We start from the raw sequence: 22,759 nt of genomic DNA, 5'->3' as shown, positions 1-22,759 counted from the left end.
CAGGCCCTGTCGGGCCCGGACCGGGAGCGCCACAGCGAATGACCGTGTTTTCCCGGGGGGCGACCCCCGGACACCCTCAGCAGGCCGACCAGAGCGGCACGAGCGGTCAGGACGGCCTGACCGATGCGGGACAGGACCGCCTGACCCACATCGACGAGTCGGGCGCCGCCCGGATGGTCGACGTCTCCGCCAAGGAGATCACGGCGCGCACCGCACGCGCCAGCGGCCGGGTACTGGTCTCGCCGCGCGTCGTCGAGCTGCTCAGGGGCGGGGGAGTACCGAAGGGGGACGCCCTGGCCACGGCCCGTATCGCGGGCATCATGGGCGCCAAGCGGACCCCGGACCTGATCCCGCTCTGCCACCCGCTGGCCGTCTCGGGCGTCACGCTCGACCTCTCCGTCGCGGACGACGCGGTCGAGATCCTGGCCACGGTGAAGACCACGGACCGCACGGGCGTCGAGATGGAGGCGCTGACCGCCGTCTCGGTGGCCGCGCTGACAGTGGTCGACATGGTGAAGGCCGTCGACAAGGGCGCGGTCATCACGGACGTACGGGTCGAGGAGAAGACCGGCGGCAGGTCCGGCACCTGGAGCCGTCCGGAAGCGGCCGGTGACGCGGCGCCCGGAGGCACGGCATGAGCACCACGCCATCCGGGCCGCCCGCACCGCGCGGCGGCGCCTCCCCGGCGCCGTACCGGGCCCTGGTCGTCACGGCGTCCAACCGGGCGGCCGCGGGCGTCTACGCCGACAAGGGCGGCCCGCTCCTCGCCGACGGCCTCGGCGCGCTCGGCTTCGCCGTCGACGGCCCCCGGGTCGTCCCCGACGGCGACCCGGTCGAACAGGCCCTGCGCGACGGCGTGGCCGCCGCGTACGACGTGATCCTCACCACCGGCGGCACGGGCATCTCGCCCACCGACCGCACCCCCGACGCCACGCGCCGCGTGCTCGACTACGAGATCCCCGGCATCCCCGAGGCGATCCGCGCCGAGGGCGCCACGAAGGTCCCCACCGCGGCGCTCTCCCGCGGCCTGGCGGGCGTCGCGGGGCGGACCCTGATCGTGAACCTGCCCGGCTCGACCGGCGGCGTGCGCGACGGACTCGCCGTGCTCGACCGGCTGCTGGTCCACGCCGTGGACCAGCTCCGCGGCGGCGATCACCCCCGCGTCTCCGGATGAACCCGGCCTGGCCCGCGATGCTGGTGGACGGCGAGGTGACCCTCCGCCCCATAAGACTGCGCGACCAGCGCGCCTGGCGTGAGGTGAACCGGCGCAACCGTGACTGGCTGCGCCCGTGGGAGGCGACGATTCCGCCGCCTCCGCCCGGCGGCCCGGTCGCCCAGCGCCCGACGTACCGCCAGATGGTCCGCCATCTCCGCGCCGAGGCCGGCGCGGGCCGGATGCTGCCGTTCGTCATCGAGTACCAGGGGCGGCTGGTCGGTCAGCTCACGGTCGCCGGGATCACCTGGGGCTCGATGTGTTCCGGTCATGTCGGCTACTGGGTGGACCGCGAGGTGGCGGGCCGCGGCGTGATGCCGACGGCCGTCGCGCTCGCGGTGGACCACTGCTTCCGGATGGTCGGGCTGCACCGCGTCGAGATCTGCATCCGCCCGGAGAACGGGCCCAGCCGCCGCGTCGTCGAGAAGCTCGGCTTCCGCGAGGAGGGGCTGAGGCCCCGCTATCTCCACATCGACGGGGCCTGGCGGGACCATCTCGTCTATGTGCTCACGTCGGAGGAGGTCCCCGAGGGGCTGGTCCACCGGTGGCACCGGGCCCGCCCCGGAACGACAAGAAAATAAAACACTTATTCGATATCGCGTTCCATACGAACATAAACCGATACGAACAATCATAAAAAAAGTCCGTGGTATCAGCCGGATCGTGCGACACACCGGCTCAATTGGCCGATGCCCTCGTGCGAACCCCTCTACGGTGTGAACCGTGAGCAGCAGCGGCCTCATCTACGCAGTCATCGTCGGGGCCTGGGCCGCCTATTTGGTGCCGATGTGGCTCCGCAGGCAGGACGAGCTCAATGAGGCGCGTCCGACGGAACGCTTCAGCACCGCCATCCGGCTGCTGTCCGGACGGGCGGCCATGGAGCGCCGTTACGCCAAGGAGCTTCAGGGGCGGGCCGCCGAAGGGGCGGGGACCGACGCGGAACCGGAGAGCCGTACGGAGTCGATGAGCTCCGTCGACGTCCGGTCCTTCGCCGCGCCCCCGGACCACACCGAACTCCGGATGAGCGTCCGCGCGGAGATCCCCGCGCCGGCCAGGCCGGTACAGCCCAGGTCCGCGGCGCCCGTTCCCGCGCCCCACCCCGCGCCCCACCCCGAGCTCCGTCCGGCCCCCGAGCGCCCCGCGGCCAAGCGGCGCACGCGTCCCGCGGGCACTCCGGCCGAACGGGCCCGGCGCGCGCAGCGCCTCCAGGTCCTCGCCCGCCGCCGGCGCACCACCATGATCCTCTTCCTCTCCTTCACCCTCGGTGCGATCGTCGCGGCCGTCGGCGGGCTGGGCTTCCTCTGGGCGCCCGCGGTCCCGGCCGTACTCCTCAGCACGTACATCGTTCACCTGCGCGGCCAGGAGCGGCGCCGCTTCGCGTTCACCATGGACCGGCGCCGCGCCGAGGCCGCCGCCCAGCGGCTCCGCGAGAACCGCGCCCCCCGCCGGCAGCCGGCCGCGCCCGCGGCCGGCGAGCCCGAACAGGAGCCGGAACCCTGCCCCGAGCCCGAACCGGCCGTCACCGTCTCCCCCCAGGAGGCCGGCCGCCGCGCCTTGGTCGAGCAGACCGACCACGCGGAGTGGGTGGACCAACAGCGCGAACGCGGCCCCGCCCGCGGCGAGAGCTGGGAGCCGGTCCCGGTCCCGCTGCCCACGTACGTCACGGCCCCGGTCGCCCCGCGCGCCACCGGCGGCGTGGAGGTCGGCGACCCGGAGACCTGGAGCGCGGCCCGCTCCTCCACCGCCGAACCGGCCACGGACACGGCCCCCTCCCCCCGCACCCCACCCCCACGCCGCACCCGCGACCACGGCAGGACCCCGCTCTTCGACCAGTACGACGAATCCGACGACCGCCCCCGCGCGGCCAACGAGTAACCACCCGCCGCCACCCCACGGCCGACCGACGGCCCGCCCACCGTGACCAGCGGCTGACGGATTTCCGGGCACGGGCGACAGGGTGCTAGAGTTTCACTCGTTGCAAGGGCCTGTGGCGCAGACTGGTAGCGCACCTCGTTCGCATCGAGGGGGTCAGGGGTTCAAATCCCCTCAGGTCCACAGCAGCTCAAAGCCCCTACCGGGGAAACCCGGTAGGGGCTTTCTGGTGCCGTACAGCAGCGAAGTACAGCAACTACATCTGATCTTGAGCGTCGAGGTGCTTGCCGAGCTTCCGCGCGCCTTGCGGGTCGCCTCGGACGGGATGTGGGTGTACCTTTCCATCGTCACGGCGATCTTGCTGTGTCGGCACCGACCAGGGCTCGCGCTTGTGCTTCCTGCCGGACCGGACCTTGACGAGCCCGGCGACGTTCTTGGTGATCAGCTCTTCCGCCGTGGCGTTGGTGAGGGCGGACCGGAGAACCGTTCACGCGTACTGCACCGTACGGCGAGAAGGCACTTGCCCGCAGCAGTCCCCGGCCGTGCAGCCACGTTTGAACGGTAGCGGTTGCTCGTTCTCCGGGAGCCCTCAGATGTCCGAGGTGATGTCCTCGTCCGGGGTGCTGGGGGCGACGTACACGGTGTGGACGCCCCAGGCGTGGCGCAGCCGTTCGGCGGACGCGGCCACGTCTGCCGGTTCCTGACCGGGTGCGAGGCGGAGCCGGAACCGTAGCCCGGTCTCGGTGGGCCGGATGATTCCCCGCCGGGGCGGTACGGGCTGTATCTTCCGCCGGGTGGCGTCCCGTACGGCCAGCGCCCGGAGGCGGGACGGCGGGACCGTGAGACCGCAGGCGTCCATCACGTATCCGTACGAGGTCAGCAGGCGTACGACGGACAGCGGAAGGCCGAGGACGCCCAATACACGGCCGGATGCCGCTGCCGGGCCCGGACGGCCCCGGCGCCGACCATTGACGCCCCCGAACGACCACACCCGTCCGCGTTGAGCCCGCACCTCTTCGCTCGACGACAACTCCCGCCCGCGCCGTAGGCTCACCTCCATGCCGGCATAGGACAGCCCCCAGAGCACCGTCAAGCACTGGAAAGAATGCACCGACGTGTACGACTTCCTGGACCAGATCCGCCTGCGGCCCGGAATGTGGTTGCCGGTCGGCTCACTCCAGCACCTGCAGTCCGTCCTCACCGGCTACCGTGTCGCACTCGCCGTGCACTCCATCCGGGAGCCCTTCGCCTTCTGGCCCGAAGAGGACTTCACCACTTGGCTCCACGAGCACTACGGAATATCCAGCTCCCTCACCTGGGCCGCAGAGATCGAGCGCCGCACACCGGCCGACTCCACGCCGGTCAAGGAGTTCTTCCGGCTCCTGGACCACTTCAGGCGCGACACACATCAAGAGCCTGTCCCACAGGACATGACGGACCGCCTCCCTGGCATCGAGTACATGAGCAACACCTTGTGACCCTCTTCTGGCGACGCCACCTTTTCACCAAAGCCGTCCAGCAACTTGAAGACCGCGGCTTCCACGCCGTCCGCCTCGCAGCGAACGGATGGTCAACGGAAAGGGACATGCACTGAGCCGTCGCCGCAGCTCTGCAGTTCCCCGACCACTACGGCCACAACCTCGACGCGCTCAACGACTGCCTCGGCGACGTGGTCTGCTTCGGCCCCTATGACGATTCAGCTGAGGGCGCCGGACTCGTACTGTCCTTCACCGATTACGATCATTTCGCCGACGCATACCCGAGAGCAGCCCAGATCGTGCTGGACGTCATCGCTGACCAGGCCCGCCGGGCGGCGGTAGTCCAGCGCCGCTTCTTCGCCCTGGTCCACAGCAACGACCCCGACATCCGCTTCGAACCCGTCGGGGCCACCACCGTCATGTGGAACAGCGACGAATGGCTCGACTCCAGCCGCCGTTAAGAGTACGGCCTGGGCTGCACCGAGTACGGCACCCCATGGCGGCGGCACTCGTTATCTGGCCGTGGCCTCCCAAACAGCGGTGACACACCCTTCCACCCAGTGCCACCGCCCCTTCACCTCACCGTGCTCCCAGAGCGTCCGGATCCGCTGAAGCTCCGCATCAGGCGGGACGTCCAGAGCAACCATCCGGAAGTGATCGATCCTCTCCCCGGTTGTTCCGAGGCGGCGAAAGGTCTCCAGCACGCCGTGCCGAGCAGCGGTCGAGCCGACATCCTTCACCACCAACCGGATCGTGCAGTTCTCCGAGGCTTGACTGTCTCTGCAGCCCGATGCACGTCCTCGTCGTCGGTCTCCACCCGGACGATGTCCCGACGCGCGACCTCGCGCACGAGCTACGGAGTGTTGTCCGACCGCACCGTTCCATCGCCGAGGTCCACCGCCCACAGACTCTCGACACTCGCCAACGGCGGGCCGTCCTCGCCCACTTCCAGCCGGATATGGACCTTCACTGGTTCTCGCTGATGCTCGTCACCCCCCCGTCATCCACATCTCGTCCAAGCTCTGCGACGTCTGGCCGCAGTTCCGAACCCCGGCGTACTTCACACTGGTCCGGACCGCGCGGCTGCTGTCAGTGGCCTCTGTCAGGATTCCTCGGTCAACACAGTGATCGGGAGAGACTATGGGCACTTGGGACGTCGGCCCCTTCGACAACGACACCGCAGCGGACTTCTGTGGCGCCCTTGACGGGGCAGCCGCAGATGAACGCAAGAGCATCGTTCGCGGTGCTCTCACACGTGTGATCGACACCGCGGACCACCTCGAAGTATCCGAATCGGAGGTAGCCGTGGCCGCGGCCGCCCTTGTCGCGGCGCAGTGTCCCGGGGGTGAGCCTGCTGATCCCGTTTTTGGGCCGGAAGAGCTCCTTCCTGATTTCACCGGCATGCGCGATCTGGCACTTCAGGCCCTCGACCGTGTCATGACCGAGCCGTCCGAGCTGATGGAGCTGTGGGACGAGTCGGATGGCGCCCCCTGGCGCGCGAACGTCCGCCAGTTGCAGAACGTGCTCCTGCCACAGCCTCCTGGAGAGCAGCTCGGCCTGATCTGACCGATCGCGACCCCTACCCGAGTCCTACCTGAGAGGCCACCATGAGCTGGGACGTGCTCCTCCTCCGCGTGCCCGACGACGTCACCACGATGCATGAGCTTCCCGACGACTACTCGCCGGAACCGCTCGGCCGGCAATGCGACGTGCTCGCGGCTGTCACCCAGGCCATTCCCGAAGTTGATCTCTCGGACCCCACGTGGGGCGACCTGTCCGGTCCCACGTGGTCCATCGAACTCAACATCGGCTCAGAAGACCCGGTGGACTCGGTCATGCTGCACATTCGGGGCTCCGGCGACGACGTGCCGGCCCCCGTCTTCCGCCTTGCGGAGGCTCTGCGGTGCAAGGCGCTCGACCTCGCCGAAGGGGACCTGATCAACCCGGAGCAGACGTCGGGCCGGCATACCTTCCAGCAGTTCCGTGACCGTGTGATCGGATCCGCTCGGTGATACCGCCCGGTCGGATGATCACATCCAGTGAAGGCGATGGGGATTCCCAACCCTTATGGCTCAGCGACGAGCCGGCCGCAGCCGGGCTGTGGGCTCGGATGCACGCCGAACACGGCGGCTCCGGCCGGTGGCCCCTTCTGCTTGACTCCCTCGACCCCGAGGACGCCGAATTCCGCCCCTGGGGATCGGGTGAGGTTTTTCCGGAGCAGATGTCCACCGCGGCGAGCCATGACCCTGCCGCCCTTCTCGCGAAGTGGTGGGCGACGTATACCGCCGTCGATGAAGAAGACGACATGCTGTCGGCCGATCGGCGCCTCGCCGTCACCGCCCCCTTCGGGCAAAGCCGGCCCGGACACGTACCCAGCCGAGAAGCAGTGATGAGCGCTGACCAACTGGCCGCCGACTACGCCGAAGTGTTCCTTTCCGACCACCCCCAGTCGCGTCTCGGGCTGGTCACCGCCGCATCCGGCGCAGAAGCCCTCACGACGGCGGGATGGTCCGGTCCCGCCAACTACGACAGCGACACGGCGAAATTCTCGACGATCGTCAGCGACTGGGAAAACCGGTTCGGCGCCCGTGTCGTCGCGGTCGGCTTCTCCACCCTGCACCTCAGCGTCGCAGCCCCACCCACAACTGAAGAGGACGCCCTCCTGGTCGCCGCCGAGCACTTCGCCTTCTGTCCCGACAACATCTGGCAAGGCAGACGGCCGTACACACTCGCTGCGTACGCTGAGCGGCTCACCGGTGTCCACAACTGGGACTTCTGGTGGGACTGAGGCCACTGACACCCTGCCCGGGAAACGGTCAACCCGTGCTGCGGGAAGCGATCTTCAGGGGCTTCACGCATGCCTGATCAGAGGCATTCGTGAATACCCCACAACATGACCGTTCTTGAGTTCGCTCGGGAAGGGTCTGCGGAATCCCGCACGGTCGGTTGATCGGGCGGGATTTTTCATGTGCGGGGGGTCGTCCATGGGTGGAGCTTTTCGGGGTTGCGTACTGCCCAGATGTGCGTGATCAGGGTGTCCGTGACCGCGAACGCGGCCACCGTCACCGTGGTGCCCGCGTGTTGGGCTACCAGGCCGGGGCGGCCGTTGACCGAGCGGTTGAGGAGTGTCATGCCGGGTGCTCTGGCGTCGATGCCGAGGATGTAGTGGGCGATCCGCTCGGCGCCCGTGATCGGGTGGAGTGCCGCGCCGGTGCGGCCGCCGCCGTCGACGGTCATCGTGGCGGTGGGGTTGAGCAGGCCGACGAGGGCCGCGATGTCCTTGGCCTCCCACGCCTGCTTGAAGTCCCGCATGACGCGGGCCTGCTGGGCCGTCGGAGCCGCGGGGGTCCGTGCCGCGCGGACGCGGCGGCGGGCCGAGGAGGCCAGTTGCCGGCAGGCCGCCGGGGTGCGGTCGACGATCGCGGCCACTTCGGTGAAGGGGTACCGGAAGACGTCGTGCAGGATGAACGCGACCCGCTCGGCCGGGGTCATCGATTCGAGCACGACGAGAAAGGCCATGTCGACCGACTCGTCCAGGGTGACCCGGTCGGCCGGGTCGCCGCCGCCCGCCCGTCCGTCCAGCCACTCCGTACCGTCGGGCAGCGGCTCCGGGATCCATTCGCCCACGTACCTCTCGCGCCGTGCCCGCGCCGAGCCGAGCACGTCCAGGCAGATGCGGCCGGTCACCCTGGTCAGCCAGGCGCCGGGGGAGTCGATGGCCTCCTGGTCCCGCCGGGACATGGCGTACCAGCGGGCGTAGGTCTCCTGTACGGCGTCCTCGGCCTCGGCCAGGGAGCCGAGGAACCGGTAGGCGAGATTGATCAGCTGCGGGCGCTCGCTCATGATCGCGCCCGGGCTCGGACCGGGGCGGCCGGGGGCGGGCCCGGATCTGATGGTCATGGTCGTGATGACTCCCTTGTTCGAGCCTTCCCCCACCATGATCGGCGTGACCCGGGCGAGCGGTGCGGCCGGTGCGCCGCCTCACATTCCCGGGGGCTGCTTCGTCGGAGTGCTGAGAGGCGGGGCACCGGCCCCGGCTCCTGCCGAGAAGCAGTGTTGAGAAGCTGAGAAGGGGAGGGTTCGCCATGCCCACACGGACGACGGCACAGCGGCACGGTCCGGGGTTCTCGAAGTTCCTGCGTGCCGCGATCGCCCTGCAGACCGTGGCCATATTCTTCCAGGCGGTCACCGCCGGTCTGCTGCTGTCCACGGCGTACGGGGAGACGCTGCACAGCGTCGGCGCCCGCGTGATGTACGCCGCGTCGATGCTGTACGTGCTCGCCGCCGTCCTGGCGTGGCGGCCGGGTGGCGGCTCGCCCAGACCCGTGCTCCATGCGACCGGGTTCCTGGTGCTCGCGTCGGTGCAGGTGGTCCTCGGTATCGCGCATGTGGCGAGTCTGCACGTTCCCCTGGGCACGCTGATGTTCGGTCTGAGCACCCTTCAGCTGGGCCGGACGCTCGTCGGTCTCCGCGTCCGCGCGGATGCCGCCGTGTGACGGCCGGGGGCTTCCGCGGCCGTGCTTCCCGCGGTTGCGTGCGGGACCTCGGCCGGGCGGCCCACAGCTTCCCTCACCTGTGGTGTCGCCGCACCGTGTGGTGAAGGTTGCCGGTGTGGCGGAGTGCGGCACATGTGGCTGATTAGGCGTCAGATGTTGTCTGAACGGGGGTAGTTGAGAGTTCAAACGTGGCCGTTACAGTCGGACGGAAGACCGCGAGGGGCGTCGACCCCCGCCGGCACGTGGACCGCAAGGCGTTCGAAATACCGGACCCCCATCCGTCGCTCGAAACAGCCAGGAGGTCTCCCCTCCCATGCATCTGGACCACCTCACCCCGCGGGACCGTGAGCTCTTCCGGCGGTTCGGGCACGGGCCCGTCGTGCCCGTGCCCCACGCCCTCGTCCACCACGCGTTCGAGCAGCAGGCGCTGGCCACGCCCGGCGCCGTGGCCGCCGAACACCGCGGCGCCACCCTCACCTACGCGGAACTCGACCGGCGCGCCGACCGGCTCGCGGCCTGGCTCCGCCGGGCCGGGGTACGGCCGGGTGACCGCGTCGGGCTCTTCGTGCGGCGCTCGATCCCGATGGTCGTCGGGCTGCTCGGCACCCTCAAGGCCGGTGCGGCGTACGTACCGCAGGACATCGGCCTCGCCCCCGCCGCCCAGCTCCGCCACGTCATCCGTACGGCCGCCACCCGGGTCGTCCTCACACAGCGGGAGTACGCGCACCGCGTGCCCTTACCGGCCGGGGTGCGCCATCTCGTCGCCCTGGAGGATCTGGACCGCCTCGACCGGCACCCCGACGAGCGGGAGGGCCACGCCGACGGGACCCCTCCGCGTGGCGCGCGGCCCGACGACGGCTGCTATGTCCTGTTCACCTCCGGCACCACCGGCCGCCCCAACGGGGTCACCGTCACCCACCGGAACGTGGCCAACATCCTGCTCACCGAGCCCGGCAGCCTCGGTATCGGGCCCGGTCGGCGCGTGGCGCAGATCCTCAACATCGCCTTCGACATGGCGGCCTGGGAGATCCTCGGCTGTCTCAGCCACGGGGGCACCCTCGTCATCCGCGGCAAGGACATCGCGGAGACGGCCCGCACCGCCGACGTCCTGATCGCGACCCCCACCGTCCTCGCCGCCGTCGACCCGGCCGCCTGCCCCCGCGTGCGGACGGTCGCGGTCGCCGGGGAACCCTGCCCGCGCCCCCTCGCCGACCGGTGGGCCCGGCGCTGCGCCTTCCACAACGCGTGCGGCCCTACGGAGACCACGATCGTCAATACGATGCAGCGCCATCACCCGGACGCGGAGCTGCTGACGATCGGCCGCCCGACCCCCAACAACACGGTGTACGTCCTCGACGAGCGCCGCCGCCCCGTCCCCATCGGCGAGGTGGGCGAGATGTGGGCGGGCGGCGACTGCGTCTCGGCCGGCTATCTCGGCGACGACGCGCTGACCGCCGAACGGTACGCGCCCGACCCGTATCTCGGCGGGGGCCGCCGTATGTTCCGTACGAGAGACCTCGGCCGGTGGACCCCGGACGGCGAGCTGGAACACCTCGGCAGGACGGACGACCAGGTCAAGATCCGCGGTTTCCGGGTGGAGCCGGACTCCGTCTCCGCCGTCCTGGAGTCCGTCCCGGGGTGCACCCGCGCGGTCACGCTCCGGCGGGACGCGCGGCATCTCGTCTCATTCGTCTGCCCCCAGGACGTCGACCCGGAGGCGGCGCGCGGGGCGGTCGCGGCGGCACTCCCGTACTACTGCGTGCCGTCCGCCGTGCTGCCGCTCGCCGCCCTGCCCGAGACCGACCGCGGAAAGATCGACAAGGACGCGCTGCTGCGGCTCGCCACGGGGGACCCCGGCCGAGGCGCGCGCGTCGGGGCGGTGGGGGCGTGACCTCGTCCCAGGAGGCCTCTCCGGTCGCTCCGATTGCTTCGGTCGCTTCGGTCGCTCCAATCTCTTCGGCCTCTCCGGTGTCGCCGCCCGTCGACGTCGACACCATCACCCTTCCCCCGCTCACCTCCTGGCCCAGGCGCCTCTTCAAGCACCCCCGCCTGATGCACTACAACCGTCTCGCCGCCCTCGTTCTCCTCGCCAACCTCGGCTTCCTCGCGGCCGGTCCGTACAGCCCCCGTACCCTCGGCCACGCCGCCCTCGCCAACCTCGCGCTCGCCGTCGTCGTACGCCAGCAGTACGTCATCAACCTGCTGTTCCGGCTGGCCACCCGGCCGTCCACGCGGCGGCCGCTCAAGCTCCGCTGGACGCTCGCGAAGGTGTACCACTTCGGAGGAGTACACGTGGGCGGGGCGGTGGCGGGGGCGCTCTGGTTCCTCGGCCAGACCGTCGCACTGACCGGGACCGGGACCGGGACCGGGGCCGGTGCGCCGGTCACGGCAAGCGGTGCGGGTATCGCGCTGCTCGTCGTGGCGTACGCGCTGATCGCCCTGCTCGCCGGTGTCATCGCCACCGCCCTGCCACCCTTCCGCGCCCGCTTCCACGACCGATTCGAGAAGATCCACCGCTACGGGGGCTGGGCGGCGCTCGCGCTCTTCTGGGTGCATACGGTGCTCTCCGCGCTGCCTCCGCTCTCCGCCGGCGGACCGGTCGTCGCGGAACCGGGCCTCTGGGTGCTCGCCCTCGTCACCTTCTCCGTCGCGCTGCCCTGGCTGCGCCTGCGCAAGGTCGACGTACGGATCGAACGGCCCTCGCCCCATGTCGCGCTGGCCCACTTCGACCACGGCGTGACACCTTTCGCCGGCTCGTCCACCGCGATCAGCCGCAGTCCGCTCACGGAGTGGCACTCCTTCGCCAATGTGCCCGCCCCCGGCCGCTCCGGCTTCCGGCTCACCATCTCCCGCGCGGGCGACTGGACCGGCTCCTTCATCGACGACGCCCCGGCGCGGGTGTGGGTCAAGGGCATCACCACGGCGGGCGTCGCCAACATCGAGACCCTGTTCAGCAAGGTGGTGTACGTGGCCACCGGCAGCGGCATCGGCCCCTGCCTGCCCCATCTCCTCGCCGCCGAGGTGCCCGCACGGCTGGTGTGGGCGACCCGCGACCCCCGCGCGACCTACGGGGACGGGCTCGTCGACGAGATCCTCGCCGTCCAGCCGGACGCGCTCGTCTGGGACACGTCGCGCCACGGCAAACCCGACATGGTGCGGCTCGCGTACGCCGCGTACCGCGACTTCGGGGCCGAGGCCGTCATCTGCATCTCCAACAAGAAGCTCACCTGGCAGGTCGTGCACGGTCTCGAACGCCGGGGCATCCCCGCGTACGGCGCGATCTGGGACTCGTGACATCCCGCCGGACCCCCGACCGGAGGCATTTCCGTGGATCGGAACATCAAGACCGAACGGCACGGCCCGGACGGCCGGATCGTGACCGTACGGCTCCACCGGCCCCATGTGCTCAACGCCCTCAGCGGCGCGCTCATGAGGGAACTCATCGGCACGCTGGCGGCGTTGGACCGCGATCCGGAGGTCGGCTGCTTCGTCGTCACCGGATCGGAGAAGGTCTTCGCGGCCGGCGCCGACATCAGGGAGATGTCCGGGAAGACAGCCGTCGAGATGGCGGACGAGGACTACTTTGCGGAGTGGGAGGAGTTCGCGGCCTTCCGTACGCCGAAGATCGCCGCCGTCAACGGCTACGCGCTCGGCGGTGGCTGTGAGCTGGCGATGATGTGCGACATCGTGATCGCGGGCGAGTCCGCCGTCTTCGGGCAGCCGGAGATCAAGCTCGGCGTGATCCCCGGCATCGGCGGCACCCAGCGCCTCACCCGGTTGGTGGGCCGGGCCAAGGCCATGGATCTGGTCCTCACCGGACGCACGATGGACGCGGCGGAGGCCGAGCGGTCCGGTCTGGTGTCCCGGGTGGTGCCGGACGACCGCGTGCTGGAGGAGGCGACGCGGGCCGCCACCGCCGTCGCCTCGGGCGCCAGACAGGCGGTGACGGCGGCCCGGGAGGCGGTCGACCGGGCGCTGGAGACCGGGCTGCGTGACGGGATCCTCTTCGAACGGCGGCTGTTCCACGCGCTGTTCGCGACCGAGGACCAGAGCGAGGGCATGCGCGCGTTCCTGGAGAAGCGCGCGCCCCGCTTCACCGGTCGCTGAGCGGCGGAGGGGCGGCGGCCCGGTCCCTCGACCGCCCCGTTACGGCCGGGTCCTCGACCGCCCCTCTACGGCCGGGTCTGGATCAGCGCGTGGGTGCCGCTGGTCCGCCAGGAACGGCCGGGCTCCGCGGCCGAGTCCAGCGACGCCAGTGTCCCGTCGCTCAGCCCGACCACCACATCGGACTTCAGCGTGCGCAGCGCGGTGACCGGCCCCGGGAAGTACGCGGTGCGCCCGGCGAACGGCAGGGTGGCGGGCCAGGCCCGGTCGCCCACCAGGCGCCGGTAGTTGAGGTCGCCCTTCACCAGCGTCACCGCGGCCTCGGCGAGTTCGCTCCGCAGGTCGCCGGGCATCGCCTCGAACGGCAGCGGGGCGCGGAAGAAGTCGTGCGCCCGTACGTCGAGCCGCCCCGACGCCATCGCCGACCACAGCCGCTTGCCGATCTCGGCCGCGTACCCGGGAGCCTCGCCCAGTCGGCGCAGCGCGTCGACGACATCCGCGAGGGTCGCGTCGGACACGTAGTACGGGCAGGGCTTGACGTGCAGTACGGCGCGGCCGGCCCGGCCGGTACGGAGCAGATGGTCGAGGAGGACGAGGTCGGGGATGAGTTCGCGGCCGGAGTTGTCCGCGATCAGATGGACGGGACGGGCGGCGGAGTCCGGCGTGCCGCCGGCCGCCAGCAGGGACCACAGCCGGGCGCTGTCGTCCGCGACGAGCGGCGAGTCCGTGGCGGCCGGACCCCCGGCCAGGCCCCCGGCCAGGCCCCCGGGCGCGGCGGCGGGGGCCGGGGCGGGGGACATCCGGAACCCCAGGTCGGCCCGGTTGCCCCAGAGCGACGCCAGCAGGAGCGCGTACGCCTGGTCGTCGCCGTGCCGCCCGGGTCCCTCCGGCACCGTGGCGAGGCCGTCCAGGGCGAGGAGCTCGTCGTCCACCGCGGCGGTGCGCAGCTCGGCGCGCTTGAACGGGGCGAAGGGATCGACGCCCCGCCAGGGACCGGCGGCGAAGTAGCCGACGGCCCCCAGCAGCCTGCGGTAGAAGTAGCTCTCGCTCCACAGGAACGGGGCGTCGAACCACGACCGGCCCACGTGATCGTCGTACCCCCAGCTCCGCCATGTGCCGAGGTCGTGGGCGTCCTGAGTGCCGAGCGGCTCCATGACCCCGTCCGTGATCTCCTGGAGGAGCGCGTCGAGGGCCCGGTGCTGCGCGGGGCCGTAGGGGAACGCGTCGCGGACCCGCTGGATGAGGGCCGGATGGCGGGTGGCCAGGACGCTCCGGGCGAACGAGCCGGGCTCGTTGCCCAGGATCACGGGCGCGTCGTCGTCTGCTGCGGGCGCTGCGGGCGCTGTGGGTTCTTCGGGCATCGCCTTCATGTACTCCTTCACTCCATTGAGGGCGCTGAGAGCGTTGAGGACCCATGGTGCCCGCCGTGCCCGCCTCAGGACGACGCGACGCCGGGGCGTCCTGGCGGTTCGTGCGTCACGGCTTCGGCGGCACCGGAGGGAACGGTATGCCGGCCAGAACGGGCAGCAGCTTCTCCTCCTCGTAGTCGAGGTGCGCCGTCAACTCCGCTGTCATCCGGTCCAGTTCGGTACGGAACCGGCCGGGATCCGCCGTGCCGACGTCCGCCAGCAGCGCGCTCAGCTCGCCCTGGACGCGGGCGACCGTACGGTGTTCCTCGGCGAGGCGGGCGAAGACGTCGGACAGGTGCGGGTACCGGCCCGCGAGCGCCGGGAACAGATGGGCGTCCTCGCTGGTGTGGTGGAACGTCAGTGACTCGCAGAACGCCAGGCAGTGCTGGCGCAGTTGGAGTCCGAACCCGGGCGCGGGCGGCGCGCCCGGTCCCTGGTGTGCCGCCCGCGCGGCGAAGTGGGCGTCGGCCTCGCGGCGTACGTGTCCCAGCTGGGAGCGGAGCCAGGTGTGGATCTCCACCAGCTTCTCCGCGAGATCGGCCGGGCCCGCCGTCGCACCCGTCGCTCCCGCCTTCGCACCCGTCGCACCCGCCTCCGCTCCCCTCGCTCCCGCGTCGGGCTCGGAGCGCTCCAGCACCACGACCGGCAGGATCCTGTCGGTGCCGGCCTGGTAGTCGGCGTAGCCGGGCGCCGCGCGCACCACGCGCTCGAAGAGCAGGTCGCGCCGCTCGCCCTCGGCGGGGACGGCGATCGCCCCGTACGTCTGCGTACCGATCTCCACCCGCACCATCGGGTGGGCGAGCAGATTGTGGTACCACGCGGGGTGGCGGTGGCTGCCGCCGGCCGAGCCGATGACGAGCAGCAGGTCACCGTCGCGCACATAGCCGAGCGGAGTGGTGTGCTCCGCCCCCGACCGCGCGCCGGTGGTGGTCAGCAGGAGCAGGTCACCGCCCTCGAAAGGGCCGCCGACCTTTCCCTGGTTGGCTCGGAATTCGTCGATGACGGACTGGTTGAAGGACAGGGGCATGCGGCTGTGACTCTCCAGGAAAAGAGAAAAAGGGAAGGGTGAGGCCACGCACGGCTCATGTCCTGTGAATCCGAGCGCCGCCGCGACAGCCGGTGACGGCACGGAATGACGGCGGGAGGCAGCCCGGAGGACAAGGGAGGACAAGGGCGATGCGTGAACGCAGATGTGCCGACCACGGCAGTCGTGCCGGGTGCGGCAGGCGTGTGAGGCAATCCCGGCGCTTCAGGCAATCCCGGCGCGTCAGGTAAACCTGCTACGTCAGGTAGGACCGGTGCGTCGAAAGCGTCAGACGCGGGGTGCGGAGTATGAACTCATGGCATCGTCCCTCGGTAAAGGTGTCCGCTCGAACGCCGACCTGCCCACAGCTCTCCGGTCGGTGTCACGCTACACGCCGACCATTAGAGTCACCTCGCCGTTCTCTGTCAATCCCGTCCCATCCGGAAGCCCTCACCCCTCTCGTACGGAGAGACGATTTCCGGCCGGTGTCCTGCGTCCTCAACTGGCGCCTGCAATAGCCCACTTGGGTGACACGGGCTCACGGTATTTCTCCGCGGGCCACTACTGTCCCCAGACATGACCTCTACCAATACCGCCGCGAGCAATGCGCAGTACGCCTCCCTCCTGGGCACCCTCTCGGTGATTGCCTGGACGAGCGACCCCGCCGCCGGAGAGCGCAACGCGCCCTTTCTGCTGGCCTATTCGCTCGGTGACGGACGCGACGGCCCCGAGGCCGGCGGGGAGGCGATGCGCAGGGTCCTCGTGGACATCGGGCTGCAGCCCGGCGGCGATCTGGTCGATGTCGCGCAGTCGCCCAGCGTTCCGGTCAAGCTGATCGTCGAGGCGGGCCGGGCCGTGCTGACGATGCCGTATCTGAACGCGCAGTGCACCGTCCCGCCGGAGTGGGAGCAGGACGCGCGCGACATCGGGCAGGTCTACTTCCTGGTCGCCACGCGGCCGTGGGCCGAGGGCGTCCCCGGGAGGCCGGTCGGCGAGGACCAGCTGCGCGCCTTCGCGGGTGACACGGAGATGCTCACGAGCGCCGCGCACGCCCTGTTGCCCGTACGCGGCCTGCGCGGCTGAGCGGCCGGGCAGCGACATGGCAGCGGCACCGACCGAGTGCAGGACCACCCGGGACGCGGCGGACGGCGGCGACCGGGGCGCGCCCGGCGGATGGGGGGCGAGCCGGGCGTTGGCCCTGCTGCTGGTCGTCACGGGCGCGGCGGGGCTGCTGGCCGCGTGGGTGATCACGATCGACAAGTTCAAGCTGCTGGAGGACCCCGATTTCACCCCGGGGTGCAGCCTGAACCCGGTGGTGTCCTGCGGCAACATCATGAAGAGCGACCAGGCGTCGGTCTTCGGCTTCCCCAATCCGATGCTGGGTCTCGCGGCCTACGCGGGCGTCGTCTGCATCGGTACGGGGCTGCTGGCGGGGGCCCGGTACCGGGGCTGGTTCTGGCTGGGGCTGAACGCGGGGACGCTCTTCGGCGTCGGATTCTGCACCTGGCTCCAGTACCAGTCGCTGTACAACATCAACTCGCTCTGCCTGTGGTGCTCACTGGCCTGGGTCGCGACGATCCTGATGTTCTGGTACGTCACGGCCCACACCGTCCGGCACCGGATCCTGCCCGCGCCGGCCGCGCTGCGCGGCTTCCTGGCCGAGTTCCCCTGGGTGCCGCCCGTGCTGCACATCGGGATCATCGGGATGCTGATCCTGGCCCGCTGGTGGGACTTCTGGACGAGCTGACCCGTAGCCGATGTGGCCGATGTAGCGGATCGGCCCGCCCGCCCCTCAAAGCAGTAGCCATGAGGGGCGGTGGCGGGACGGCGACTCCTACTTGCCGAGCGGGAGGCCGCCGAGCAGGTTGCTCTTCTGCTGGGGCTTGTTGAGGCTGTCGGTGGCGCCCTTGACCGCGTTGAGCACAGAGCCCTCGTTCTCGGTGTCCAGCGCGTTGGTGTGCAGCGGCTTGGCGTCGCGCAGACCCTCGCTGGCCACGGTGTCCAGCGCTCCGTTGAGGCTGAACGAGGGGGACTGCGTCCCGGCGGCGAACGCCGGGGCGGCGGCACCCAGCGCCACCATCGAACCGGCGACGACGGCGGCGACCTTCATGGGCTTCATGTGCATCCTTTTCCGCTGGGTGTCGTGACGATCGGATGTCCCGACACGTGATTCCGGTGCGCCCGTCGGCGAGTCGACTCGGGAGCGACTCAACTCGCCGCGCGCACAGGCCCTTTGGGGATTTTCTCCCAGGGCCTCGTCTTCTCTAACGATTCCCCGCCGCCCCGGAAACCCCGTGCGGAAGTAAATCTGGGCAGGGCACCCGAATCACCCGGATGAAGGACGCGGAAAAGCCGCCCCGCCCCGAGGGGAGGAGCGGCTCCGCCGGAGAACGGCGTCAGTGGTTGACGCAGAGGTTGCCGAAGGCCGGGTTGAGCAGACCGATGATGTCGACGGTGTTGCCGCAGATGTTGATCGGCACGTGGAGCGGGACCTGGACGATGTTGCCGGACAGGACGCCCGGGGAGCCGATGGCCGCGGCCGACGCGCCACTGTCGGCAAAGGCGGCGCCGGAGGCACCGGCGACAGCGGCGGCGGCCGCGGTGGAGAGAACAACAGCCTTGGCGATACGCGACATGGGGAAGGGCTCCTCGGTCGTATGGGGATGACATTGAGTACCGGGCGCGATGGCCCGGACTTCTGGATCAACGTCGAGGCCATCCTGAGGTTGCGGGCCCGAATGAGTGAAGTTGGGCCGGCCGGGGGACATCGGTGGACGTCACTTGAAGGCCCTTTCCCCAGTCGGTTGTACGTTCAGCGCGTTTCAGCGCGTCTGGCGTGATTTTCAGCCCGCGCTCTGTAATGGTCCCGTCTTGTTTCAACCTCATGTTTCAACCCCATGTTTCATCCTCTTGTTTCGATGTGTTTCGACCTTCGAGGTGGAGAGCCAGTATGCGGAATTCTGCGGTTCATGCTGTGGGGCGCGGCCTCTTGTGCGGCCTGGCCACTCTCGCCCTGTCCGCGATGGCGTTCCCGGTGGCTCCGGTGACGGGCGCGAGGACCGGTGCGAAGGCCGGCGCGAAGCCCGGTGCACGGGCCGGGGTGCGCGAGGAGCCTCGTATCCCTTTCGCGCGGCGCTATCAGGCGGTGCAGCACGGCGGGATCGTACGGGCCGCCAATTCGGCCGTCAGCTGCCGGGCCGAGGGCGGTGCGGCGGATTCCTGCGAGGCGGCGCGGGCCGGCGGGAACGCTGTCAACCAGGAATTCGACATGTTCTACTCCGACATCGACGGCGACCCCAACACCTACAACTCCACCCGGGCCGAACTGCCCCTGCCGGACGGCGCGCGGGTCAGCTACGCGCGGCTGTACTGGGGCGGGAACCTGCGGGCCGGTGAGCAGAAGCCGGCCGCCGACAACGGACGGGTGCTCTTCGCCGAACCCGGCGGCGTGTACCGGGAGGTCCTCGCGGACACGGTGATCGGCCACCGTACGGACGAGGTCGCCGACGCGTACCAGGCGTCGGCCGATGTCACCCCGTTCGTCCGGGACAGCGGCCCCGGGCTGTACACCGTGGCGCAGGTCAATGTGGCGATGGGGCGCTCCGCGGTCGGAACCTGGGGCGGCTGGACCCTGGTCGTCGCGTACGAGAAGGACGACGCACCGCTGCGCCATCTCGCGCTCTGGGACGGGTTCGAGATGCTCGGCACGGACCACAGGAGCGCGGAGGTCGACATCGGGCCGCTGCGCACGCCGGTACGGGCCTCCGGGCGGCTGGGCGTCGTCGCGTACGACGGCGACCGGGGGCTGACGGGGGACGCGCTCATGGTGGAGACCGGGCCGGGAGAGAGCGTGGCGCTCCACAACGAGGCAAATCCTTCTGATGATGTGATGAACTCCGGTATTACGGATTCTGGATCCGGAGGAGGGGAACGGCAGCCCTCTTATGAGAACACCCTTGGCTATGACTCGGATGTCTTCGACCTGAGTGACGCACTGGTCTCCGGGAGCGAAGGGCTTGGCGTTCGATTCGGCACCGAGCGTGACTCCCTCTGGCTCGGGGCGCTCTTCGTAGAGGCCGACGTGCGGAACTGAAACCGGATGATCCGTGCGCCCCGCCGGCCGAGGTGCCCTCAGCACCGGCCCTGCTCGAAAGACCGGTCCAGTTCGAAAGACCGAACTCCCCGCCATTCCCAGCCTTTCTCGTATCACAGCCTTCCTGCATTCCCCGTGTTCCCCGTGTTTCCCGAGTTCCCCGTATTCCCGAGTGGAAAGAGTCGCGCGTGCAGCCACAACGGTGCCGGCCCGGGACCGGCTTCACCGCACTCCACCTTGTCCAGCCCGTCGACGGCGGCGTGGCCCAGGTGGTTCTCGACCTCGTCGCGGCGCAGGTGGCCGCCGGGTTCCGGGTCGTCGTCGGCTGTCCCCGGACGGGACCGCTCGCCGGGGCGGCGGCTCGGCGGGGGGCCGAGATCCACGCCTGGCAGGCCGGCCGCGAGCCGGGGCCCGGACTGCTCCGTGAGGTACGGCAGGCCGCCCGGCTGGTCGGCCGGGTGCGCCCCGATCTGGTCCACGCGCACAGCGCCAAGGCCGGACTCGTCGGCCGGCTGGCCGTCAGGGGCCGTGTGCCGACCGTCTTCCAGCCGCACGCCTGGTCGTTCGAAGCGGTCGGCGGAGTGACCGGGCGGCTGGCCAGGCGCTGGGAACGGTGGGCGGTCCGGTGGACCGACCGGGTCGTCTGCGTCAGCGACGCGGAGCGGCGCACCGGCGAGCGCGCGGGCATCGACGCCCCCTGGACCGTCGTACGCAACGGCGTGGACGTCGGACGGTTCACCCCCGGGGACCCCGCCACCGCGGGGGCCACCGGCACCGCCGTCGGTGGCGCGGGAACCGTCACCGGAACCGGCGCCGCGCGGGCCGCGCTGCCGCTGCTCGCCGGAGTGCCGGCCGGCGCCCCCGTCGTCGTGTGCGTCGGCCGGCTCTGCCGCCAGAAGGGCCAGGACATCCTGCTCCGGGCCTGGGAAACGGTCGTACGCAGGCTTCCGCAGGCCAGGCTGGTGCTGGTCGGCGACGGCCCGGACGCCGCCGCGCTGCGTGCCGCCGCCCCGCCGTCCGTGCTCTTCGCGGGCGCCGTGCCGGACACCGTGCCCTGGTACCGGGCGGCGGACCTGGTGGTGCTGCCGTCGCGCTGGGAGGGGATGGCCGTGGCGCCGCTGGAGGCCATGGCGAGCGGCCGGACCGTCGTCCTCAGCGATGTGGACGGCGCGCGCGAGAGCCTGCCGCCCGGGCAAGAGCGGTTCTGTCTCACCCCGCCCGAGAACCCGCCCGCGCTGGCGGCGGCCGTCAGCACCCTGCTCCACGACCGGCCCCTGCGCGAAGCCATCGGCCGCCAGGGCCACCAGCACGTACTCAGCACCTACGACGTGCGGCAGACCGCGCAGGCCATCGCGGACGTGTACCGCGAAGTGGCCGCCGTGCCGCGCCCCGAGCGCAGGGAGCCGATTCCCCAGTGACCACGGAAAGCACCAGTGTTCCGCCGCCGTCCGGCCGGACGTCCCTCACCAAGCCGCCACTCGGCCGGCAGTCCCTCGGCGGGCGCGTCCCCCTCGCCCCGCCCCGCGACACCGCCGACCGCGTCGCGCCGCCGCCCCGCCGCACCCGGGCCCACGGCCCGCTCCGCTTCGGTCTGCCGCTCCTCGCGGTGGACGCGTTCGCGACGCTGCTCTCCACCGCCGTACTCAGCGACGAGCAGCGCGACACCCTCCTCGTCGTCCAGCTCCTCGTCTGCGTGACCGTGCTGAACGCGGTCGCCGGGCTCTACCGGCCCGGAACGGTCCTGTCCGGCCTCGACCAGCTGCCCGCGCTGGCGGCCAGGACCGCGGTCGCCTGGTGCGCCGCCGCGGCCGTACTCGCCGCCCTTTTCCCCGCGCACGCCCTGAGTCTGACCGCGCTGGCCTGCGGCGGCGCCGTACAGCTCGCCGTGTGCTGCGTCGGCCGCTCGCTGCTGCACACGCGCCGCCGCTCGCGCGCCCGCGGCCGGCTGCGCTCCGCCCTCGTCGTCGGTACGGGGACGGCCGCGCGCCGGCTGGTCGCGCTGCTCACCCAGCACCCGGAGTACGGACTGCGCCCCGTCGGGATCGCGGACCCCGCGCCCCTCCCGCCGCGCGGGGACGGCGACCACGACACCGGCGGTACGGAGATCCCCGCCCTCCCCGTCCTGCCTGTGCTGATCACCGTCGAGGAGATCCACCGTGCCGTCATCCAGAACGGCGTCCAGGAAGCCCTGTTCATCGACTCCGGAGCCGGCCCCGGAGGTCATGGCGGACCCGTAGGCCCCGGCAGCCCCAGTGGCCCTGGTAGCCCCGGCAGCCACGGTGGCCCCGGCGAGTGGGCCGGCCGCGCCGGGCTCGTCACGCTCTTCCACGAGTACGGGTGCGCCACCTCCTTCGTCGGCCCCGGCCCCTGGGACGCCGCCGCCCCGCCCGCCGTCATGGAGCGCCACCTCTGGGGCTTCAACCGCCACCGGACCGAGCCGCCCGCCCCGCGCCGCGCCGGCGCCGTGGCCAAACGGCTGCTGGACGTGGTGATCGCGGGCCCGGCCCTGCTGGCGCTCTCCCCGGTGCTGGCGGTCTGCGCGCTCGCCGTACGGTGCTGCGACGGCCGCGGCGTGCTCTTCCGGCAGGAGCGCGTCGGCCAGCACGGCCGCCCCTTCACCCTGCTGAAGTTCCGTACCCTGCGCCCCTCCGACGACCACGAGTCGGCCACCCGCTGGAACATCGCGGGCGATCTGCGCATGAGCCCCGTCGGCAACCTCCTGCGCCGCACGTCGATGGACGAGCTGCCGCAGCTCTGGAACGTGCTGCGCGGCGACATGAGCCTGGTCGGCCCGCGGCCCGAACGCCCCTTCTTCGTCGCCAACTTCAGCAAGACCCTCCCCGGCTACGCGGCCCGTCACCGGATGCCCGTCGGCATCACCGGGCTCGCGCAGGTCCACGGGCTGCGCGGGGACACCTCCATCGAGGAGCGGTCCCGCTTCGACAACCACTACATCGACCACTGGTCGCTCTGGCAGGACATCTGCATCCTGGTGCGGACCGCGCTCTCCCTCGTCCGCCCGGCGGGCAGCTGATGACCACCGGCGCCGTCGGCACCGTCGACGCCGCGG

The 22,759-nt window shown here is 71.1% G+C and carries 24 protein-coding genes, 1 tRNA gene and 2 pseudogenes; 20 read left to right on the top strand and 7 right to left on the bottom strand.

Annotated features, from left to right (window positions below; translation table 11 throughout):
• Nucleotides 1-38: 38 nt before the first annotated feature.
• The 5 genes from moaC (at nucleotide 39) to ACFTZC_RS02890 (ending at nucleotide 3,268) form a co-directional block, all read left to right on the top strand.
• Entirely contained in the window at nucleotides 39-638 is a 600-nt protein-coding gene (gene moaC, locus ACFTZC_RS02910; protein WP_382886238.1) for a cyclic pyranopterin monophosphate synthase MoaC, read from the top strand.
• Entirely contained in the window at nucleotides 635-1,174 is a 540-nt protein-coding gene (locus ACFTZC_RS02905) for a molybdenum cofactor biosynthesis protein B (protein WP_382886237.1), read from the top strand. The genes moaC and ACFTZC_RS02905 overlap by 4 nt, the downstream gene beginning before the upstream one ends.
• Nucleotides 1,171-1,794 (top strand): GNAT family N-acetyltransferase, encoded by a 624-nt coding sequence (locus ACFTZC_RS02900; protein ID WP_382886235.1) that lies wholly within the window; start codon nucleotides 1,171-1,173, stop codon nucleotides 1,792-1,794. Before ACFTZC_RS02905 ends, ACFTZC_RS02900 begins: the two co-directional genes overlap by 4 nt.
• Before the next feature lie 142 nt (nucleotides 1,795-1,936).
• A complete protein-coding gene (gene glpR / locus ACFTZC_RS02895; RefSeq protein ID WP_382886233.1) occupies nucleotides 1,937-3,088 on the top strand; it encodes a gephyrin-like molybdotransferase receptor GlpR in 1,152 nt (383 codons plus the stop codon).
• Nucleotides 3,089-3,194: 106 nt separating this feature from the next.
• Nucleotides 3,195-3,268: transfer RNA gene (locus tag ACFTZC_RS02890), tRNA-Ala, on the top strand.
• A gap of 433 nt (nucleotides 3,269-3,701) precedes the next feature.
• On the opposite strand, the pseudogene ACFTZC_RS02885 reads toward ACFTZC_RS02890, so the two are convergent.
• Nucleotides 3,702-4,054, bottom strand: a pseudogene (locus ACFTZC_RS02885) (conjugal transfer protein TraS); the annotation flags it as partial.
• Between the two features lie 146 nt (nucleotides 4,055-4,200).
• Here ACFTZC_RS02885 and ACFTZC_RS02880 point away from each other — a divergent pair.
• The 3 genes and pseudogenes from ACFTZC_RS02880 to ACFTZC_RS02870 all read left to right on the top strand — a co-directional run bounded on the left by ACFTZC_RS02880 (nucleotide 4,201) and on the right by ACFTZC_RS02870 (nucleotide 5,024).
• Complete coding sequence (locus tag ACFTZC_RS02880) at nucleotides 4,201-4,563, top strand: hypothetical protein (RefSeq protein ID WP_382886231.1); 363 nt, start codon at nucleotides 4,201-4,203, stop codon at nucleotides 4,561-4,563.
• A 131-nt stretch (nucleotides 4,564-4,694) separates the two neighbouring features.
• A pseudogene (locus ACFTZC_RS02875) lies at nucleotides 4,695-4,838 on the top strand (barstar family protein); the annotation flags it as partial.
• Between the two features lie 24 nt (nucleotides 4,839-4,862).
• Nucleotides 4,863-5,024 (top strand): hypothetical protein, encoded by a 162-nt coding sequence (locus tag ACFTZC_RS02870; protein WP_382886230.1) that lies wholly within the window; start codon nucleotides 4,863-4,865, stop codon nucleotides 5,022-5,024.
• A 51-nt stretch (nucleotides 5,025-5,075) separates the two neighbouring features.
• Here ACFTZC_RS02870 and ACFTZC_RS02865 read toward each other — a convergent pair whose 3' ends face one another.
• On the bottom strand, nucleotides 5,076-5,303 hold the full coding sequence (locus tag ACFTZC_RS02865; RefSeq protein ID WP_382886712.1) for a DUF4265 domain-containing protein: 228 nt from the start codon (nucleotides 5,301-5,303) through the stop codon (nucleotides 5,076-5,078).
• Between the two features lie 400 nt (nucleotides 5,304-5,703).
• Here ACFTZC_RS02865 and ACFTZC_RS02860 point away from each other — a divergent pair, with 400 nt between their 5' ends.
• The 3 genes from ACFTZC_RS02860 to ACFTZC_RS02850 are packed head-to-tail and all read left to right on the top strand — an operon-like array spanning nucleotide 5,704 to nucleotide 7,351.
• Nucleotides 5,704-6,129 carry a DUF4259 domain-containing protein gene (locus tag ACFTZC_RS02860; RefSeq protein WP_382886228.1) on the top strand — a complete coding sequence of 142 codons (426 nt, stop codon included), beginning with the start codon at nucleotides 5,704-5,706 and terminating at the stop codon, nucleotides 6,127-6,129.
• A 41-nt stretch (nucleotides 6,130-6,170) separates the two neighbouring features.
• Entirely contained in the window at nucleotides 6,171-6,575 is a 405-nt protein-coding gene (locus ACFTZC_RS02855) for a hypothetical protein (RefSeq protein WP_382886226.1), read from the top strand.
• Nucleotides 6,576-6,589: 14 nt separating this feature from the next.
• Nucleotides 6,590-7,351, top strand: a complete 762-nt coding sequence (locus ACFTZC_RS02850; protein WP_382886224.1) for a DUF4253 domain-containing protein — start codon at nucleotides 6,590-6,592, stop codon at nucleotides 7,349-7,351.
• Between the two features lie 176 nt (nucleotides 7,352-7,527).
• Here the strand turns inward: ACFTZC_RS02850 and sigJ are convergent, their stop codons facing one another.
• A complete protein-coding gene (sigJ, locus tag ACFTZC_RS02845) occupies nucleotides 7,528-8,463 on the bottom strand; it encodes an RNA polymerase sigma factor SigJ (protein WP_382886222.1) in 936 nt (311 codons plus the stop codon).
• Nucleotides 8,464-8,648: 185 nt separating this feature from the next.
• Between sigJ and ACFTZC_RS02840 the strand changes: the two genes are divergently transcribed.
• The 4 genes from ACFTZC_RS02840 (at nucleotide 8,649) to ACFTZC_RS02825 (ending at nucleotide 13,166) form a co-directional block, all read left to right on the top strand.
• Entirely contained in the window at nucleotides 8,649-9,059 is a 411-nt protein-coding gene (locus ACFTZC_RS02840; RefSeq protein ID WP_382886220.1) for a hypothetical protein, read from the top strand.
• Between the two features lie 313 nt (nucleotides 9,060-9,372).
• Entirely contained in the window at nucleotides 9,373-10,950 is a 1,578-nt protein-coding gene (locus ACFTZC_RS02835) for an amino acid adenylation domain-containing protein (protein WP_382886218.1), read from the top strand.
• A gap of 77 nt (nucleotides 10,951-11,027) precedes the next feature.
• Entirely contained in the window at nucleotides 11,028-12,353 is a 1,326-nt protein-coding gene (locus tag ACFTZC_RS02830; protein WP_382886216.1) for a hypothetical protein, read from the top strand.
• 33 nt (nucleotides 12,354-12,386) lie between these two features.
• A complete protein-coding gene (locus ACFTZC_RS02825) occupies nucleotides 12,387-13,166 on the top strand; it encodes an enoyl-CoA hydratase-related protein (RefSeq protein ID WP_382886214.1) in 780 nt (259 codons plus the stop codon).
• A 65-nt stretch (nucleotides 13,167-13,231) separates the two neighbouring features.
• On the opposite strand, the gene ACFTZC_RS02820 is transcribed toward ACFTZC_RS02825, so the two are convergent.
• Together ACFTZC_RS02820 and ACFTZC_RS02815 are read right to left on the bottom strand one after the other, a co-directional pair.
• Nucleotides 13,232-14,533, bottom strand: coding sequence for a damage-control phosphatase ARMT1 family protein (locus ACFTZC_RS02820; RefSeq protein ID WP_382886212.1), 1,302 nt, complete (start codon nucleotides 14,531-14,533; stop codon nucleotides 13,232-13,234).
• 106 nt (nucleotides 14,534-14,639) lie between these two features.
• The gene (locus tag ACFTZC_RS02815) at nucleotides 14,640-15,599 is read right to left on the bottom strand and encodes a nitroreductase/quinone reductase family protein (protein WP_382886210.1); all 960 of its coding nucleotides are present in this window, start codon (nucleotides 15,597-15,599) and stop codon (nucleotides 14,640-14,642) included.
• Nucleotides 15,600-16,172: 573 nt separating this feature from the next.
• Here ACFTZC_RS02815 and ACFTZC_RS02810 point away from each other — a divergent pair.
• Nucleotides 16,173-16,679: a DUF5949 family protein gene (locus ACFTZC_RS02810; protein WP_382886208.1), complete on the top strand. Its 507-nt coding sequence runs from the start codon at nucleotides 16,173-16,175 to the stop codon at nucleotides 16,677-16,679.
• Nucleotides 16,680-16,695: 16 nt separating this feature from the next.
• A complete protein-coding gene (locus tag ACFTZC_RS02805) occupies nucleotides 16,696-17,343 on the top strand; it encodes a vitamin K epoxide reductase family protein (protein WP_382886206.1) in 648 nt (215 codons plus the stop codon).
• A gap of 87 nt (nucleotides 17,344-17,430) precedes the next feature.
• Here the strand turns inward: ACFTZC_RS02805 and ACFTZC_RS02800 are convergent, their stop codons facing one another.
• On the bottom strand, nucleotides 17,431-17,715 hold the full coding sequence (locus ACFTZC_RS02800) for a hypothetical protein (RefSeq protein WP_365813955.1): 285 nt from the start codon (nucleotides 17,713-17,715) through the stop codon (nucleotides 17,431-17,433).
• 277 nt (nucleotides 17,716-17,992) lie between these two features.
• Nucleotides 17,993-18,232, bottom strand: a complete 240-nt coding sequence (locus ACFTZC_RS02795; protein WP_382886204.1) for a chaplin — start codon at nucleotides 18,230-18,232, stop codon at nucleotides 17,993-17,995.
• A 314-nt stretch (nucleotides 18,233-18,546) separates the two neighbouring features.
• On the opposite strand from ACFTZC_RS02795, the gene ACFTZC_RS02790 reads away from it, so the two are divergent.
• The 3 genes from ACFTZC_RS02790 (at nucleotide 18,547) to ACFTZC_RS02780 (ending at nucleotide 22,723) form a co-directional block, all read left to right on the top strand.
• A complete protein-coding gene (locus ACFTZC_RS02790; RefSeq protein WP_382886202.1) occupies nucleotides 18,547-19,689 on the top strand; it encodes a DUF3344 domain-containing protein in 1,143 nt (380 codons plus the stop codon).
• A gap of 188 nt (nucleotides 19,690-19,877) precedes the next feature.
• Nucleotides 19,878-21,107 (top strand): glycosyltransferase, encoded by a 1,230-nt coding sequence (locus tag ACFTZC_RS02785; protein ID WP_382886200.1) that lies wholly within the window; start codon nucleotides 19,878-19,880, stop codon nucleotides 21,105-21,107.
• The gene (locus tag ACFTZC_RS02780; RefSeq protein ID WP_382886198.1) at nucleotides 21,104-22,723 is read left to right on the top strand and encodes a sugar transferase; all 1,620 of its coding nucleotides are present in this window, start codon (nucleotides 21,104-21,106) and stop codon (nucleotides 22,721-22,723) included. Before ACFTZC_RS02785 ends, ACFTZC_RS02780 begins: the two co-directional genes overlap by 4 nt.
• Nucleotides 22,724-22,759: the final 36 nt, after the last annotated feature.

The organism is Streptomyces sp. NPDC056987 (assembly GCF_042673865.1).
Classification (GTDB): Bacteria; Actinomycetota; Actinomycetes; order Streptomycetales; family Streptomycetaceae; genus Streptomyces.
Note: the sequence above shows the minus strand (reverse complement) of the source record. Positions and strands in the feature narration are given on the sequence as shown.